This is a genomic window from Gimesia chilikensis, from assembly GCF_008329715.1.
GTDB lineage: Bacteria > Planctomycetota > Planctomycetia > Planctomycetales > Planctomycetaceae > Gimesia > Gimesia chilikensis.
This window is the reverse complement of sequence record NZ_VTSR01000006.1, coordinates 561,754-578,862: the sequence shown is the minus strand read 5'-3', so window position 1 is coordinate 578,862 and position 17,109 is coordinate 561,754. Positions and strand designations below refer to the sequence as shown.

Sequence of the window (17,109 nt, the reverse complement as noted above, 5' to 3'; positions counted from 1 at the left end):
ATAGCCCATTTCTATCTCAGTAGGATACTGAAATTAATGCTGCCTGATCCTGCACAGCGTTCCGACTTCGGCCAATGGTGCCTGAGTCATCCTGTGAGGCGAATCAGTTAAGGGAGAGTACATAATCTCTATCGGCAAAGTCTGCGGGATCTCCCGCATCTCTTGATTACTGAATTCAGTAAATCCGCCAGGCCCGAGAAAAATGTATCGATTATATGCATCCTGACTGGAACAGGGGACGCCAGACTTCAGTGCATTAAGCAGATTGGGTACGATAAATCTTCACAGTGTTACGCTCTGGGCCGGGAGCAGAGAAAGTATGTCTGACCTTCATGAAAGAACCTGATCTATGAAAACTCAGCTTTCCTTTGTTCTATTGATGTTGTTGACCTGTCTGCTGTCTGCCTGTGGAAAACCCACGGAAGAACAGAAACAAGAAGCGCTGAATGAAGTACCCGCCATCGATGAACCTGAAAAAACTATCGAATCGTTATTCGAAGTCGAAGACGGATTTACCCTGTTGCATCTGAAGGATTTTGAGGAATTCGCCGGTAAATCGAAAGAACCGGTCTCAGGCAAAAACTGGACTGAGCAGGACGGAATCATTTCCTGCCAGGGACAGCCGCGCGGTTATATCTATACACGCGTGGCACTCGGAAACTGCACCGTTCGCCTGGAATATCGCTTCCCCGAATCGGCTGAAAAAAATGCCGATCCGAACACGGGATTCCTGTTCTACATCACAGGTGAAAATCGTGTCTGGCCCAAGTGCCTCGAAGTACAGGGTAAGTATTCTGAGATGGCACACATCAAATCCAACAGCAAAGACATTACTCTGGAAGTCACCGATAACCAGGAAGCCCGGGAAAAGGTGCGCCTGCCGGTAGGCGAGTGGAATGCGATCGAAGTCGTCTGTAAAGACGGTGCGTTAACCTCGGTTCTGAACGGAACAGAAATCGCTACTTCCAAACCGAGCGAGCTGAAAGATGGCTTTTTTGGACTGCAGTCCGAGGGGAACCCGGTTGAGTTCCGCAATATCCGTATCCAGGAACTGACCGATTAGTCTCACTGCTTTGCAATCGGGAATTGATCTCTTTTAAAATAGCGAGATCTGACTTCCGCGTATCCTTCATTCTCAACTGGGAGCGACCACCATGAGTTTTCGATTTCTGACAGTCTGCTGTCTGCTGATATTCCCCCTGCTGACCGTGACTGATGTTGCCGATGCAGCCGACGCCAAGACCCGTATCCTGATGCTCACCCAGAGCAAAGGTTATACACACGGCTCCGTCAAACGGGAGAAAGAACAGCTGTCTCCTTCTGAAATCGCGATGATTCAACTCGGTAAGCAGTCGGGCCTGTTCACCGTTGATTGTACCCAGGATGCCGCAGCCGACTTCACGAAAGAAAATCTGCAGAACTACGACATCGTCATGTTCTACACCACGGGCATGCTGCCCATTAAAGAAGAAGATCTGCAGTATTTTCTGAATGACTGGTTGAAGCAGAAGGGCCACGGCTTTATCGGCTTTCACTCAGCCACCGATACCTACAAGTCCTACGAACCTTATTGGGATATGATCGGCGGTTCCTTTAACGGCCATCCCTGGACCGCCGGCAATACGGTGACGATCACCGTGCACAACACCGATTTTCCTGCCATGAAGCCCTTCGGAAAAGAATTCCAGGTCAAAGATGAAATCTATCAGTATAAAAACTGGCAGCCGGAAAAAGTGCATGTGCTGATGAGCCTGAATATGGAGAAGTGTAACCCCAAGCGTCCCTACCAGGTCCCGGTCGCCTGGGCCAAGGACTGGGGACAGGGCAAAGTCTTTGTCAACAACATGGGACACAACCCCTCGACCTGGACCAATCCCGCGTTTCTGGATTCCGTCATCGGCGCGATTAAATGGATTCGCGGCGATGCACCGGCTGCGGTTCCCGTCAATCCGGAGCTGTCAAAACAGGAAGACGCCAAAGCCGCTGCCGCTGTGAAGGCTGCTGAAAAGAAATAAGTGCCATCGGCCAGGGACAGGAAACCATCATGTCAAAAGTAATTGTCATCACCGGCGTCACCCAGGGACTGGGACGGGCAATGGTGTCGGAGTTCATCGCAGCTGGTCACACAGTGGCCGGCTGTGGCCGCTCCCCGGAACCACTCGCCGAGTTATCAGATCAGTTCGGCAAGCCCCATCATTTTACCGCGCTGGATATCGCCGACGATCAGGCCGTGCAGGCCTGGGCCGATTCGGTCATCGCGGAACTCGGGCCACCCGATCTGCTGCTCAACAATGCAGCGGTCATCAATGAGAATGCGGCGCTCTGGGAAATCCCCGCGGCCGACATCGACAGCATCATCGATGTGAACATCAAAGGGACCATTAATACCATTCGTCACTTTGTCCCCGCGATGCTGCAGTCAGAATCCGGTGTGATCGTGAATTTCAGTTCGGGCTGGGGACGTTCGGCTTCTGGTGAAGTGGCCTCTTACTGTGCCACCAAGTGGGCCGTGGAAGGCTTGACCCAGTCGCTGGCTCAGGAACTGCCTCCGGGGATGGCTGCCGTCCCGCTGAATCCGGGAATCATCAACACGCGTCTGTTGCAAAGCTGTTTCGGCTCGCATGCCGACCATTATCCCACCGCGGAAGAATGGGCAGAAGTCGCCGTTCCCTATCTGCTGGGGCTCTCAGCCCGCGATAATGGTCAGTCGCTGACGGTACCCGTTTAACGAATATCTGCAGAAACCCGGCTGAATGGTAATTCGCCCCCGCTTTGAGTACACTCGGGGAGCGTCTATTTTGAACAGCCGTTGAACACCCTCCTGATACGTACCAAGTCACCTGCTATGGCCAAATATTTTAAATATAAGACACCGGAAGATGTTGTTGCCGATTCGGAACGCCTGGGCTGCCCGATCGAAGTCTCAGACAATTTTAAGGTTCTCTATGAACCGATTCAGATCGGCCATCTGCAGGCAAAAAGCCGACTCGGAATTCAACCGATGGAAGGCTGTGACGGCACCACCGATGGCTTTCCCGATGAACTGACTTACCGTCGCTATCGACGCTTCGGTGCCGGCGGGGCCTCGCTCATCTGGGGTGAAGCGACCGCCATCGGTCCGGAAGCCCGCATGAATCCCCGCCAGTTGATGATCAACGATCAGACCGCACCCGCCCTGGAGAAAATGCTGGCCGGATGTCGTGAAGCACATGCAGAAGTCTTTGGTTCGGACGCCGGGCAGGTCATCGGTCTGCAACTGACACACTCCGGTCGCTTCAGCTTCGAAAAACCTCTGCTGGCCACCCACGATCAGGTACTGGATCCACGGACCGTCGATAAAGGGACCGGTAAGATCGTAGACGACAGTTATCCGTTGTTGTCGGACGACGATCTGAAACGCATCGAAGACCAGTACGTGACCGCCGCGAAGCTGGCACAATCAATCGGCGTCGATTTCGTCGATATCAAACAGTGCCATCGCTACCTGCTCTCAGAACTGCTGGCTGCGAAGAACCGTCCCGGCGAGTACGGGGGATCGCTCGAAAACCGGACCCGTCTGGTTCGTAACGTCATACAACGGATACGAGAAGAATGTCCCGGGCTCGTAATCGCCACTCGTATGAACGGTTACGATGGCATTCCCTATCAGGGCGCGGGAGATGACTTCATTGGTGAGCCCTGCCCACATGAACTGCCCCTGCAGACGGCCTTCGGCACCAATCCCGACGATCACCTTCAGGAAGATCTGACCGAACCGCTCGAAGTGGCCCGCCTGCTCAAAGAGTGGGGCATCAGCATGATCAATATTTCCAACGGGAATCCCTACGCCAATCCACATATTGTACGGCCCGCGGAATTTCCGCCGACCGATGGCTATCACGCTCCCGAACATCCCCTGATCGGTGTGGCCCGGCACTTCCGAATTGCCTCACAGATTCAGGCAGCTGTTCCCGACATTCCGGTGGTGGGTAGTGGCTACAGCTGGTTGCAGGACTTCGCCATGCATGCTGCTGCGGCGAATGTAGAGCAGGGCAAGATTTCGATTGTCGGCATGGGACGAGCCACGCTGTCACAACCGGAGTTTGCGAAGCTGCTGCAGGAAGAGGGCAAACTCAAACGCAAAACAGTCTGCCGGACATTCTCTTATTGCACCAACCTCATGCGTACGAAGGATCATCCACTGGGACAGTATCCCACAGGATGTCCTCCGTTCGACAAAGAGGTTTACGATCCACTCTGGAAAGAAGCCAAAGCAAAACTGGAAGCCAAGCAGAAAGCCGCTGAAGAGTAATCAGGCGGCCTGTTGAATCGGCGCCTGTTCACTCTGTTCGTCGGCGATGATTTCCTCGACTAGGCCGGCGTAATCCTTGGCACCCGGACAGGAACTGGAGTAGTCAAATACCGACTGGCCATAACTGGGCGCTTCGGCCAGCTTGATGTTGCGGCGGATCCGGCTCTGGAAAATTTTGGCGTTGGCCCAGGGGGCTTCGGGATCGCTTTCGCTGAGGAAGGCACACAGGTCGTCGGTCACGTCAGCCGCCAGTCTGGTTCCGGTTTCATACAGACACAGGACCACTCCCGAGACCTTCAGGTTCCGGTTCAGGCGACGCCGTACCAAAGCCGTTGTTTCGAACAGTTTGGAAAGACCCTGCAACGCGAAGAAGTGCGGCTGCAGTGGAATGATCACTTCATCAGCGGCTGTCAAAGCGTTAATGGTCAGTACACCCAGTGAAGGCGGACAGTCCATGATGAGATAATCGAATGGTTCGGTGTCTGCCATTTTCTGAATGGCCTGGCGCAAGACGACTTCCCGGTCCTCGGCATCGACCAGTTCCAGCTCCGTGGCGGCCAGATCGAGTGTCGCTGGCACGACCCACAAGTTTTTCGCGACCAGCTGTCGTGTTTCAGCCAGCGTTTTGAACCCGGAAAATACATCATAGGCGGTCGGCACATTTCCAAATGGCTCAATACCCAGGTGTAATGAGGCGTGGCCCTGCGGATCGAGGTCAACCAGGCAGACCTTTTTTCCCTGCATTGCCAGGCCGGCAGCCATGTTCACACTGGATGTGGTTTTGCCGACGCCCCCTTTTTGATTCATGATGGCTATGATACGCATCGGGAGTCCCTTCCCTCTTTCTCTTTAAAAAACGAGTCGCTGAATTAGTCTCAAGTGGTGATTTTATATCACGTTAGGGAGACATGGTTTATACCGGCTCCCTGTGGTCTGTTCTCTGCTCAGACCAGAAGGTGGGGAAGTATATCGCGTTTTCAAATTCAGGGAAACAGGAATTCCTGCCCCGAAACAGAGCCTGAAACGGCAAGTCTGTTCCCCGTCTGGAGATCCGCTGACGGGGAAACGTCCTTAGAAGGTCAGGGGAGTCGCCGGCTTGGCCGGGGCGTGCTCTGTGGTCTGTTCCTGACGCTGGAGCACATACAGAATCTGCTGGGCTCGCAAGTTGGCCAGCCAGGCTTTTTCCACCGCCCGATGCTTGATGATCGGAATTTCCTTGAGGATTTCGATTCCCAGGATTCGCATCAGATCCTGAAAGTCGTGCATCGACATCAGGTGCAGGTTGGGGGTGTTGTACCATTCATAGGGCAGCACTTCCGTAACCGGAGCCCGTCCCTGTTTCAAGACCTGCAGGCGGATGCGCCAGTTACCGAAATTGGGAACCACGACCAGAGCCTGTCGGGCAACGCGGACCATTTCTTCCAGCAACTGTTTGGGGTGCAGAACCTGCTGCAGCGTCTGACTCAAGACGACGTAGTCAAACGCCAGATCCGGAATGTCGTGCAGACCTTCATCGAGGTCAGCCTGAATGACCGGTACACCCCGGGCGATGGCACCATGATGCTGCGTGATGTCGATTTCCATACCCAGGACCGAAGCATCGCGTTCATCGCGGAGTCGCGCCAGCAACCGCCCATCACCACATCCGAGGTCCAGCACGCGACTGCCTGGCTGAATCTGCTCCATCAGCAGCTTGTCAGTCACGTCCAGCGACGGGTCCTCCATACAGTATCGATGTTGTGCGCACATGGTATTGGTTTACTCTTATGTATTCAGATCTCTGTTCATTCAGTGGTGTTTCACGGGAGCGGTCAGCTCTGTTTCTCCGCCAGTCTCGATTCGTAGGCTTGCGCCAGGAAAGGAGTGATCAGTTTCTGCAGTTGTTCGATTTCAATCAAAAAGGAATCATGGCCGAAAGGGCTTTTGAGTTCAATAAAGGAGACATGCTTGCCGCATTCGATTAACGCCCGGACGATTTCCTTGCTCTGTGTTGTGGTAAACAGCCAGTCGGAATCATACGAGGCGATCAGGAACCGGGCATTGGTCCGTCCCAGGGCTTTGGTCAGCGATCCGTGTTGCGAGACCAGATCGAAATAATCCATGGCCCGCGTGAGGTAGAGATAGCTGTTCGCATCGAAGCGTTCGACGAACCGTTTTCCCTGGTAGTGCAGGTAGCTTTCCACCTGGAATTCCACCTCGGGCAGCATTTCGTAGGTGAATGTATCGTGGTCCTGCAGACGTCTGCCGAATTTCATTTCGATCGACTGATCCGACAGGTAAGTAATATGAGCGATCATGCGGGCCAGGGCCAGACCGTAACGCGGGCCGGCCCCCCGTTCGTATTCACCATCTTTGAATTCGGGGTCTGTTTTGATGGCCCGTCGACCGACGGCATTGAACGCAATGCCCTGGGCGGAGAGCTGAGCCGCGGATGCCAGGCAGATCGCACTCCGCAGCTGATCCGGAAAGCGGGCCGCCCATTCCAGTACCTGCATGCCTCCCAGGCTGCCCCCGATCACAGCCAGCAACTGGTCGATTCCCAGCTGTCGGGTCAGAGCCGCATGGACTTCGACAATATCCCCCACGGTGATGAAGGGGAAGTTCAGACGATAAGGCTGGTTGGTTTCTGGATTGATACTTCCGGGCCCTGTGGTTCCCATGCAGCCACCCAGGACGTTGGCACAGATCACAAAATACTTATCCGTGTCCAGGGTGCGACCGGGGCCGATCAGTTCGTCCCACCAGCCCGGTTTGGCTTTTTCATCATCGTCTTCGTAATAACCGGCGGCATGCGCATCGCCTGTGAGAGCGTGACAGATGAAAATGGCGTTGTCTTTTTCAGGGCTCAGGGTGCCGTACGTTTCATAGGCAACCTGTATCGGACCCAGTTCGCCACCCCCTGCCAGCTTGAGCCAGTCGGGGGGCATAAACAGGGTCGCAAGTCGGGTCTGAACCAGACCGACTCCTGAATGCTGGCGGGTTTCTGAAAGTTCCTGTTGCGTAGCCATGGAAAGTGATATTTCTCAGTAGTCCTGCAAAAAGACCAGGCACGATTCTTATCTAGAGAAACGGCCGTGGTTTAGAGGCAGATCCGGCTGCTCGTTCAGGAGCGAAAGCCGGCTATAATTTCTTGATATTTGCTCTGCAGAGTGCACCAGTATACCGCAGCAGGTGTGGAATTTCGACACGTTGCGGCAGTAATACAGGTGGATCTCTCTGCATTTTAAGGCTGGTTTTACTGAAAGTCTGTTTTTTCCGCGGATTCCGCAAAATTTGGATTTCCGGGCCTTCGTCTGAGTCACTGATCTGATCTTCAGTCAGCCTGGTCAGCCAGCTCCAGAAAACGATCCACGCGACGATCGATAATATCGATACTTTTGTTCCAGAATTCGGCCTGACTCAGGTCGTAACCAAATGTCCCGGCCACCGCGTCTTCAGTCAGTTGACAGCCGGTGGCAATCAGAAGTTCACGATATTTATCCGCGAACTCGCGCTGATCCTCGAACGTATCTGCCAAAGCGTAGATCCCCAGTGAGAGCAGATAACCAAACGTGTACGGGAAGTTATAAAACGGCAATTCGCTGATGTAAAAATGCAGCTTGGAGATCCAGAAGCTGGGATTCCAGCCGGAGTCGTCCAGGGCATTCATGTACGCTTCCTGCTGCGCGGCGAGCATCAGTTCCGAAAAGCGTTCTGGAGTCAGTTCCCCAGCGGCGCGTTCCTGATGAAAACGATCTTCAAACAGGAAGCGGGTATGGATATTCATCATGAAGGCGACAGAGTCTCCCAGCATGCCATCCAGAATCTGCAGCTCTTCGTCGCGGGTTTTGGCCGCTTTCAACCGTTGCTCACCCAAAACCGCTTCCGCGAAGGTAGACGCCGTCTCGGCCAGGTTCATCGGGTAATCACTTAAGACGAACGGTGCGTCTTTCAGTACGTAGGAATGATAGGCGTGTCCCAGTTCGTGCGCCAGCGTCGACATGCTGTCAGCCGAGTTGGTGAAGGTCATGAAAATGCGGGATTGTTTTTTCAGAGGCAGAGTTGTGCAGAAGCCCCCCTGACGTTTGCCGGCCCGATTCTCCGCTTCGATCCAGCGCTCGCGCAGAGACCGTTCCGCGAAGTCTCGCAGATCAGAACTGAACTCGGCGAATGAATTGACCGTCAATTCGCAGGCGCGGTCGTAAGTCAGCTCGGCTGATTCCGCCCCGGCCAGGGGCAACGGTGCATTCAGGTCGTACCAGCAGAGTCGAGGCAGTCCCAGTAGTTCCGCTTTCTTTTCCAGGAATCGCACCAGCTTCTGTTTCCGCTCGGAGATCACAGACCACATGGTATCCAGTGTGCTCCGCTGCATGCGATTGTAAATCAACGGTGCATCCAGGTGGTCGGTGACTGGCAGCCGTTTGTAGAGCGTCAGTCGCGTGCCCGAAAGGTGATTCAACGCATCGGCACACGAGTCAGCAATCGTATCCCAGGCTTTGTTCGCGGCATAGAAGTTATTTTCACGGATTGACCGTTGCGGAGAATCGAACTGCACCTGTCCCGGAGATCGCTCTACCAGTTCTCCTTTTTCCATGAGCTGGATTTTCAGATCCCCGGAGAGCCGATCGTAAAGCCGTCCCCAGGCGTGTAAACCATCGACGGCCAGTTCGGAAGCCAGGATCTCCTGTTCCTTGGGAAGTCGCAGGGTCGCACCCCGCTTAGACTCTTCGAGGAAGAACCGAATTTCCTGCAGACGGGGTTCCTGCTCGCAGAACTGTTGAATGGTTTCCGCGGAAAGTTCGCGGAGTGTCAGTTGCAGTTGCGTTTCGATGTTCTCGCGCAGCGGGCGAATACTGGCCAGCCGCCCCATCAGCACCTGGTACTGTTTGTTATGAGCATCCTCTGCACAACAGCATTCGAGAAATGCAAACAGCCCCGAAAGTTCTGCAGTCGCTGCCTGGTAGTCTGTCAGAAAATCGGCCCAGAGTGCTGCGTCCTGCTCTGGATTCCCGGCATCAGCCAGCTGCGCCACACGTTCGACCAGAGCTTCCAGTGTACTTTTGCAATCTTGCAGAATCGCGGTGAACTCGGGTTGCGCAGGATTGGGGTAGAGCGAGTCCAGTTCCCAGGTCAGCGGATAGGAGGCAGTATCAGTCATGGTGAGGAATCCCGAAATAAAGGATGTGTCGGTTATCAATTCATTGAATGTATGAGATCGACAGTAAATCCGTCAATTATGCAGCCGGTATTTGCTGGTCTTCGGTACGAGAGAAATCTTCCCACAGCAGACTTCCCTCTGTGCTATAATTACAAAGAGGAGACGTTCACATCGATTAACTGACAGGAAGCCAGAAAGACGTTCAAGTGAAATACGACAGCCCGACGATCCTGATGTGTCCCCCCGATTATTACGGGATCGAATACGAGATCAATCCCTGGATGAGCCGCAGTCAGCAGAGCAATCTGGAAGTGGCCCGCCAGCAGTGGGAGTCTTTGTACGCACTGCTTCAGAAACTGAATGCCCGCATTGAATTGATGACGCCCGTGAAGGGGCTGCCCGATCTCGTCTTTACCGCGAATGCCGGACTGATCTGGCACAATCGCGTATTCCTCTCACTGTTTCGACACCAGGCCCGCCAGGGCGAGACCCCCGTTGATCAACAGTGGTTTGAGCAGGCAGGCTTTGAAACGATTGAGATGCCCGAAGAATTTTTCTTCGAAGGAGCTGGGGACGCTCTATTCTGTGGCGACACCCTGTTTGCGGGTTACCTGATTCGCAGCGATGTGAAAGCCCTGCAATGGGTGGCTGCTGAAATGAAGTGTCGGGTAATTCCCCTGCAACTGGTCGACGAGTTTTACTACCATCTCGATACCTGTTTCTGTCCTTTAAGCGAAACAGAGGCGATTTATTATCCGCCCGCATTCGACAGTTATGGACAGCAGGCGTTACAGGAACATATCCCTCATCTGATTCCCGTAGTCGATGAAGAAGCGCAGCGGTTCGCCTGTAACGCGGTGGTGATTGGAAAATCGGTCGCTTTGAATACGGGCTGCCCGCAGCTCGAGCAGACCCTCCGGGAACGCGGTTATGAACCGCACAGCGCCCCCCTGGATGAATTCATCAAAGCGGGGGGCTCAGCCAAGTGTCTCACATTAAGGCTGGACGGAGAGTGTGCGGCTGTTTGGCCTTGAGGGAGCATTGTAATTGATGCGGGTCGGACGATAGATCCCCTCGGACGTTGTCTCAGAAGGGAAGAAGCGTGTGCCTGTATTCGACAGCGAAACATCCCGGACCGTTGAGACATGCTTTAACGGGACCGATGGCAGCGAAGCGGTGAAAGTCCCTTTGCCGGGTGAGACGAGCGTGGCCTGCACGGCACCGAGAGCATAGACGTTCGGATTATGTTCGGGAATCCGGGGCGGCATTCTGACGATCCAGGTCTGGTCAGCAGGAACTCCCGCTCCAAACTGATTGCCGGCACTGGGATTTTGTGTCTCCGGTGAAGTCGAACAGTTGCGGGTCCATTCGGCCAGTGAGATGGTTTGAATCGGTTTCGCCGCGAACTGCTGATCCCAGGCGTGGAGTAACAGTTGACGTTCTCCGTATAGATGAATCTGAACCTGACCTGTCAGCGGCGCGGGTCTGCCTGCCTGATCGAAACCTTGCACACGGACCGCCAGGGCGTCCCAGTCGGCCTGACCACGTGTATTGACGGGAGTCGCTTCCACCGAGATCCGCGTCAGTTGACCTGACACAGGCCCTGGTCCGGGAAAGGGCGCAGGTGGCGGCGCGGGAAGTCCCTGGACCGGGGGAGGTCCAGCGGGCAGGGGAGCATATCCCAGAGCCTGCTGTGCAGTGGCGGCCCGCATCAGCCCCAGTACGTGTCCCCGTTCGAGCGTGGGGACGCCATTCGGGAAGTATTGTTCTATCAGGTGCTGGTAGGCATTCAACGGATCTTCGTGGACTCCCAGAATCACACTCCGGCTGCAGCGATTACAGTCGACGTTCATCGGCGGTGCTGTCAGAACTGGCTGAGGGAGGGAAGGAACGTAGATCGGAGCAGGCATCAGTCGTCGTTTTTTAACGAACTCGGTTGGCTCCGCAGGGGACCGCCGGGCTGCTGCCAGCTGGATGGTTTCCTGGTCATAGACGCTTTCATCGATGGAGAGTCGTCTGATCGAATCCAGCGAGATGCGTTCGATCTGTGAACGCTGCTCCGTTCCGGAGTCGAGCAGCATGGTCTCATGGGGGCCCCACTGGATCCAGCTGCCGGTCCGTACTTCTCCGTTTGTCAGTTCGACTTCAACCCCGGCAGTGAGTGGGGTGGCGCAGCAGACGCTGACTAAGCACAGACAAAGTAGTGACTTGAATCCAGAGTTCATGGTTTTCTCCTGGTGAGAGAGTCGGAGTTCTGCAGAGATCAAGCTGCGGAGAAAACCTGTTAAGAGGGCAAACAGCGCGCCTGGACTGTCAACGGTTGCGCGAGGATGAATCTGATTGCGCGGGTTTCACCGTCACGAAGCCAGATCGACAGGGTTATGACAGTTAATACTGCCTGCACACTGCGTGAGACAGAGAACAAGGAACTGATCATTGCCAGGCTCTGACTCAACCGTCGGTCAGGTGGTGGAAAAAACGTTTCACAAACGAAACGCGCAGCGTGTGTCTGTTTCAATTCCTGTACAAATCGGAAACGTCAGCAGGCAAAAGCATTGATCGTCATGCGTAGTTTTCAGGGGCAGGGAAGAGAATCGATGGGATTTTATCCAGAGTGACAGCGTGACATTACACAAACTCTGCTGAATATGGCACTTAGACCCGGATATTCCGCTAAACAATCTTGTGAATATGCTTGACACCAAGGAAAGAAAGCGTGATGATCATGCATAACCGGGGATATGTGTCCTCAGCAAAATTGATGTTAGTCTAATGGGAATATCTGTTTAGATAATTCCTTTTTTGGATTCAACAGATATAATTTGTTACTTTATTCAACTCGTTATTTTGATCGATTCCGATCGGGCCAGGCAGTCGTCGGTTAACTCCTATCTACGATAATGTATTCAGAGGGAATGCATGTGCCAACGTCGGATTTTGTCTCTTTAGAAGAGGGTGGGCTGGAATTATGGCAGCTGGTCACCGTCGTGTTGACATCGAAGAAGTTTCGGATGTCACCATTGCAAAGTTTATAGACAAGAAAATTCTGGATGAAGGCAATATCCAGATCATCGGAACCCAGTTATTTGGGCTTGTTGATGAAGATGGTCGCAAGAAGATCATTCTTGATTTCTCCAACGTGGAATACCTCTCAAGTGCTGCACTTGGTAAGTTGATCACATTGGATAAAAAAGTGAAAAAGGCAAAGGGCAAGTTGAAACTCTGTTCAATTCGTCCCGACATTTATGAAGTATTTGCCATCACCAGATTGAATCAGTTGTTTGATATCGCCGAAACACAGGAGGCGGCGCTCGAAGGTTTCTAACACTGGCCTGGTAATTGCTGAACCGGAAGCGTCGGCTGTTACCATTCGCGTTAGAACAGGTTTTGAGCATTACATTGTGGGACGTTTAAGAGTGAATCACTTCTTGATTCAAAACCGGGGAATGGATGAACCGGAACTTTTAAGCGGTCTCTGAATAGTCACTGGATAAACACCAGAAATCGTGTGCTGGCCAAACTCATGTCATCGGACGAATACATTGAAGTAACGATTCCCAGCGATACCTCAGAAGGGCAGGCTGTACAGGCCCGCATTGTTGAGGGTCTTGAGGTACGTGAATACCCCGATCGGGATGTATTTGCAGTGCGGCTGGCGCTGGAAGAAGCTCTGGTTAACGCCATCAAACACGGCAACCGGATGTCTCCCGACAAAAGTGTGGATATCAAATGCTGGATCAGCGATGAGCGGGTCCGCATTGAGATCCAGGATGAAGGGCAAGGCTTCGATCGCACTGAAGTCCCCGATCCGACCCTGCTGGAGAACCTCGAACGCCCTTGCGGACGGGGAATTATGCTGATGGGCGCTTTTATGAATCTGATCGAATATAACGATCAGGGGAACAAAGTCACGCTGGAGAAGATCAAAGGCGTGGCTCCCGAGCAGCCCGAATCCGAAAGCGAGTGATCTGACTCAGTTACGGTGAACCGTTCCTGCCAACTTTTCCCAAAATTTTGTCAGAACGTCGCTGGTTCCACTTTATCTTCGGTTGACTTCACGCTTTTCTCACAATATCTTATAGGCACAACGTGGTTGAGAGAAATCTCTTACCACAAAAACTGATCCTCGATAGCTCAATCGGTAGAGCGAGCGGCTGTTAACCGCTAGGTTCAAGGTTCGAGTCCTTGTCGAGGAGCTTGTTTCTTTAAAAGAAGCTCCTGAACAATTTCGCCCGGTATCGCAAAGCGATATCGGGTTTTTTTATGCACTTTCAGATCGCTCTCACACTTCTCAAGCTTTCCCCGCTGGTCTCTGCTGGTAGGGTGAATCAGGCTTCTGGCTCCTGACATTTTCCATGTGGATCCGCACTTCCTGCTTGCCTGGCGAACTACGCACCGATAGATTGGACTGTATCTCTGTACCGATCTGAGGTTGATCTGTTTCGCTATCCATACACTTTCAGAAGGAAACAGGATCTGTGCTCTCTCCAGTCCAAAAGAATGTTGTCCGTTCAACTCTGCTGATTCTGGTTTTGGTGTCTTTGCTGGCCCTGCTTTTTTCCAGACAGGATGAACGTGCTGCCCAGCAGCAGGCGAACCGGGACGTCAAGGTGGCGGCGGAGATCCGTCAGCTCGGTTATGATGATCCCGCCCGTCGCGCTGCCAGACCACTGGAGTATCCCGACTACGGCGACGGTCCCGTTTTTCTGTTGACCGGAAATTATCGGGAGCTCAGTGAAGACCTCTACGAGGAAGCCAGCCAGGCGAGTGGTAAGGTCAAAGACTTCAAAATCAAACGCGCGGGGAAAACGCTGAATCAACCCGTTGATCTGGCGCTCGTCAAACAGTTCGTCGCCCCCCCCCGCGACTTCTTGCAGAAATATCACAAGTTCCGCCTGCGGGAGCTGGAAGCATATCAGCAACTGACCAAAGACAAACCCGAAGCCAAAGCCGCGGGCGAGGAATTTCTGAAGGCTTACCTGTTCAGAGTGACGGGGCAACCCGATTCTCTGTCGGATGATGAAATTATCTCGCTGGCAAAGAAAGTGGTGGAACTCCAATCCAATGATCCCTTACTGCTGACCTACGTGACCTATGTCTTGTATGAAGAGACCGGCGATTCCGACGCCGCGTTGTCCCTGTGGACCCAGTGTCTCGAGCAGTTGAGAACGAGCCAGTACCCGCAGATCATTCAGGTTTATCTCCGCCTGTTTGTAGTCGATTTCAGCTCATCGGTCAGCAAAGGACATAAAGATGCCTTACTGGTGAGCATCGTACGCTGGCTGGAAGAAGCCTCCACAGAACAGCAGTGGCTGGACTGTGTCCATTTCAAGTTAGCCGGGATCTGGGAGGTGAATGACATCACCTTTCGCGATGGATTAGTTGTCGGCTGTTTGAAGTCAGAAAAAATCGAGCCATTTATCAAACACTGGTTGACGGGGCAGCGTCTGCTCGACCAGGCCTGGGGAGAACGCCGAGGCAGATACGCCAGCAAAATGAGCCGTGGCGATCAACTGACTTTCCAGAAGGGCATCCAGATGGGAAAGGCTCACCTGGAGTATGCCTGTCTGCTGCGGCCGGATTCTCCTCACCCTCCCATCAGATTAATCTCGGTTGCCATGACGGGACATGACAGAGTCTACGAGCCGGTTGACTGGTTTCGCCGTTCTGTCGAAAACCATTACGATCGGTCACTTCCGTATTATGCGTTGTGGAATTCGATGTTGCCGCGTTGGGGAGGCGATCTGGGTCAGTTTCGCAGCTTTGCCGGTCACTGTGTCAACAGTGATCGATTTGATACCCAGCTGCCTTACTATGCATTTGAGGTCATGATATATCTGCAGGACAACGAATTCATCGATGACTGGTCACAACAGAAAAAGTTTGGTGCTAAGACAATCATCGATCATTTCCTGACTCAGCGCGAGAAATACCGGGCAGCGCATCCGGATGAAAAATTATATGGTGATACGCCTTACTACAGGACAAGAATTGGTCTGTTTCTCCAGCGGGCAGGGTATCCAGAATTGGCTCTCGCCGAGTTTAAGGCCACTAAAGGAGACTTCGACTATTCTCAACTTCAGAAATCACATCGTCCCGGTAAGTTTTTGATGTGCAGACTGTTTGCTGCTCAGGGAGAAGTCCAGGATCGTGTTCTGGAGTTCGATCAAAAAATACGCAAAGGCTGGACCGCGGATGCAAAGCTCTCGGAAATCGATGCCCTGGATAAAGAGTGGCAGGCATTAAAACCAACGGCCGAGGGTGAACTGGCAGAACGCTACTATGCCCACACAGGGAAAATGCTGCAACAACTGAGGGCATACCTCAAGGGAGACTGGGTTGAATTCGATTTCGAAGATCGGGGGCTCGGCTGGGAGATCAGCGCCGATCAGATTGACTGGGACAGCGCAGATCAAAGTCTACTCGTCTGTCGAAAAACAAATGAAGCACAGCACTCCTGGGCCCGCCCGCTGATCACGGTGGAGGCGCCTCTCCGGATTCAGGCCCAGATCGAGCAAATCGCGGCTCATCCCGGTGATACGCATATTGGTATTCGCTGGGAAGAATTGTATGGGAAGACCGATGAAGAAGGTGAAAAAATTCCATCACTCAATGTGGGAATTCGAGGCTACTGGTCCTATCCCAAAGCAGAAGTAAAGGGGCCCAATCCATTCCATAAGCTGGAAGACCTGCACGCCGGTTTCCGAATTTATACCGTCGACCGCGTGCCGTACCGTCATCAGGAGCAGTCCATTCGCGTGATGGATCCCGGCATACATCTGATCGACTGGAAGCTGAATGCGGATTCCAGCGAAGTTACCCTGGGGAACTACCCGGATCAGGTCCGCTTTGACGAAACAGCGCCCCTCAGGAATCAACTGCTCTTCAAGATCGAGTCGAAAAGTAAAGCAGTCCGTCTGCCGAACCCACCCGGGATCGTCTGGAAATTGAAGAACGTGAGGCTGAAACGTCTTCCCGCTTCAGATCTGCCTGCAGAAGAAGCACCATTGGCAGAACGCGTGGCGTACTGGGAGAAACGGGTTAATCAGGAGCTGGATGATGTTGTACCCAGACTGAAACTGTGTGAAGTTTATTGGGAACAGGGACAAGCCGATCGGTTGCTGGAGATGTCCACGGAAACGCTGGCGAAGTGGCCCGGAATGGAAAAGATCCAGCAATACCAGGGACTGGCGTTATACGGGCTGCGCAGATATCCAGAGGCGCTCGCTGCATTGGAACTGGCGATGAAAGAGTATCGTGAGAATGTTGATGTCATCATGGCGGCTGCGGAGATTCAGTCAGCCATCAATGATCCCGCACTCAGAAATCCTGAGGAAGCACTTAAGCTCGCTCTCTTCGGGAAGCGGATCAGTATAAATTATCGAGTGGAATACCAGGCCATACATTGGGCAAACCTCGCAGTCGCTTACGCTGCAAACGGAAATTTCGAAGAAGCTTTGAAGGCCAATCAGGAAGCAATCGCCCTGGCCGCTGATGACTTGAAAACCGAGTTTGATAGTCGCCAGAAATTATACGAAGCGTCTCAGCCCTATCGTTATCCAGCAGAGAACTGATTTTTCTGCTGACTGTGATGCCCGGCAACCAGACCGCCTGACGCTCTCAGTACCTTCTTGCTTTCCGGTTTTCTAAAATGAGTCGCTGGAAATCACTTAACCGTGCT

The 17,109-nt window shown here is 53.2% G+C and carries 13 protein-coding genes and 1 tRNA gene; 9 read left to right on the top strand and 5 right to left on the bottom strand.

The features are described 5' to 3' along the window. Positions 1 to 349 precede the first annotated feature (349 nt). The 4 genes from FYZ48_RS09270 (at position 350) to FYZ48_RS09255 (ending at position 4,291) form a co-directional block, all read left to right on the top strand. A complete protein-coding gene (locus FYZ48_RS09270; protein WP_149339624.1) occupies positions 350 to 1,063 on the top strand; it encodes a 3-keto-disaccharide hydrolase in 714 nt (237 codons plus the stop codon). A 91-nt stretch (positions 1,064 to 1,154) separates the two neighbouring features. Continuing rightward, entirely contained in the window at positions 1,155 to 2,015 is an 861-nt protein-coding gene (locus FYZ48_RS09265) for a ThuA domain-containing protein (protein WP_149339622.1), read from the top strand. 29 nt (positions 2,016 to 2,044) lie between these two features. After that, on the top strand, positions 2,045 to 2,728 hold the full coding sequence (locus tag FYZ48_RS09260) for an SDR family oxidoreductase (protein ID WP_145042881.1): 684 nt from the start codon (positions 2,045 to 2,047) through the stop codon (positions 2,726 to 2,728). Positions 2,729 to 2,845: 117 nt separating this feature from the next. Then, entirely contained in the window at positions 2,846 to 4,291 is a 1,446-nt protein-coding gene (locus FYZ48_RS09255; protein WP_149339620.1) for an oxidoreductase, read from the top strand. On the opposite strand, the gene FYZ48_RS09250 is transcribed toward FYZ48_RS09255, so the two are convergent. The 4 genes from FYZ48_RS09250 to FYZ48_RS09235 all read right to left on the bottom strand — a co-directional run bounded on the left by FYZ48_RS09250 (position 4,292) and on the right by FYZ48_RS09235 (position 9,428). Next, the gene (locus FYZ48_RS09250; protein WP_149339618.1) at positions 4,292 to 5,116 is read right to left on the bottom strand and encodes a ParA family protein; all 825 of its coding nucleotides are present in this window, start codon (positions 5,114 to 5,116) and stop codon (positions 4,292 to 4,294) included. A 246-nt stretch (positions 5,117 to 5,362) separates the two neighbouring features. Beyond that, on the bottom strand, positions 5,363 to 6,016 hold the full coding sequence (gene metW, locus FYZ48_RS09245) for a methionine biosynthesis protein MetW (protein WP_149339616.1): 654 nt from the start codon (positions 6,014 to 6,016) through the stop codon (positions 5,363 to 5,365). 86 nt (positions 6,017 to 6,102) lie between these two features. Continuing rightward, positions 6,103 to 7,299: a homoserine O-acetyltransferase MetX gene (metX, locus tag FYZ48_RS09240; protein WP_145042875.1), complete on the bottom strand. Its 1,197-nt coding sequence runs from the start codon at positions 7,297 to 7,299 to the stop codon at positions 6,103 to 6,105. A 305-nt stretch (positions 7,300 to 7,604) separates the two neighbouring features. Next, entirely contained in the window at positions 7,605 to 9,428 is a 1,824-nt protein-coding gene (locus tag FYZ48_RS09235) for a M3 family oligoendopeptidase (protein ID WP_149339614.1), read from the bottom strand. A 206-nt stretch (positions 9,429 to 9,634) separates the two neighbouring features. Between FYZ48_RS09235 and FYZ48_RS09230 the strand changes: the two genes are divergently transcribed. Beyond that, a complete protein-coding gene (locus tag FYZ48_RS09230; RefSeq protein ID WP_149339612.1) occupies positions 9,635 to 10,462 on the top strand; it encodes a dimethylarginine dimethylaminohydrolase family protein in 828 nt (275 codons plus the stop codon). Here the strand turns inward: FYZ48_RS09230 and FYZ48_RS09225 are convergent. Continuing rightward, positions 10,424 to 11,653 (bottom strand): hypothetical protein, encoded by a 1,230-nt coding sequence (locus FYZ48_RS09225; protein WP_149339610.1) that lies wholly within the window; start codon positions 11,651 to 11,653, stop codon positions 10,424 to 10,426. The genes FYZ48_RS09230 and FYZ48_RS09225 overlap by 39 nt on opposite strands. Positions 11,654 to 12,396: 743 nt before the next feature. Here FYZ48_RS09225 and FYZ48_RS09220 point away from each other — a divergent pair. From FYZ48_RS09220 to FYZ48_RS09205, 4 genes are all read left to right on the top strand, one after another. Then, positions 12,397 to 12,753, top strand: coding sequence for an STAS domain-containing protein (locus FYZ48_RS09220; RefSeq protein ID WP_002647021.1), 357 nt, complete (start codon positions 12,397 to 12,399; stop codon positions 12,751 to 12,753). 198 nt (positions 12,754 to 12,951) lie between these two features. Beyond that, positions 12,952 to 13,395: an ATP-binding protein gene (locus FYZ48_RS09215; RefSeq protein ID WP_242022520.1), complete on the top strand. Its 444-nt coding sequence runs from the start codon at positions 12,952 to 12,954 to the stop codon at positions 13,393 to 13,395. A gap of 156 nt (positions 13,396 to 13,551) precedes the next feature. Beyond that, positions 13,552 to 13,624, top strand: a tRNA-Asn gene (locus FYZ48_RS09210). A gap of 282 nt (positions 13,625 to 13,906) precedes the next feature. After that, the gene (locus FYZ48_RS09205; RefSeq protein WP_149339606.1) at positions 13,907 to 17,002 is read left to right on the top strand and encodes a tetratricopeptide repeat protein; all 3,096 of its coding nucleotides are present in this window, start codon (positions 13,907 to 13,909) and stop codon (positions 17,000 to 17,002) included. Positions 17,003 to 17,109 lie beyond the last annotated feature (107 nt).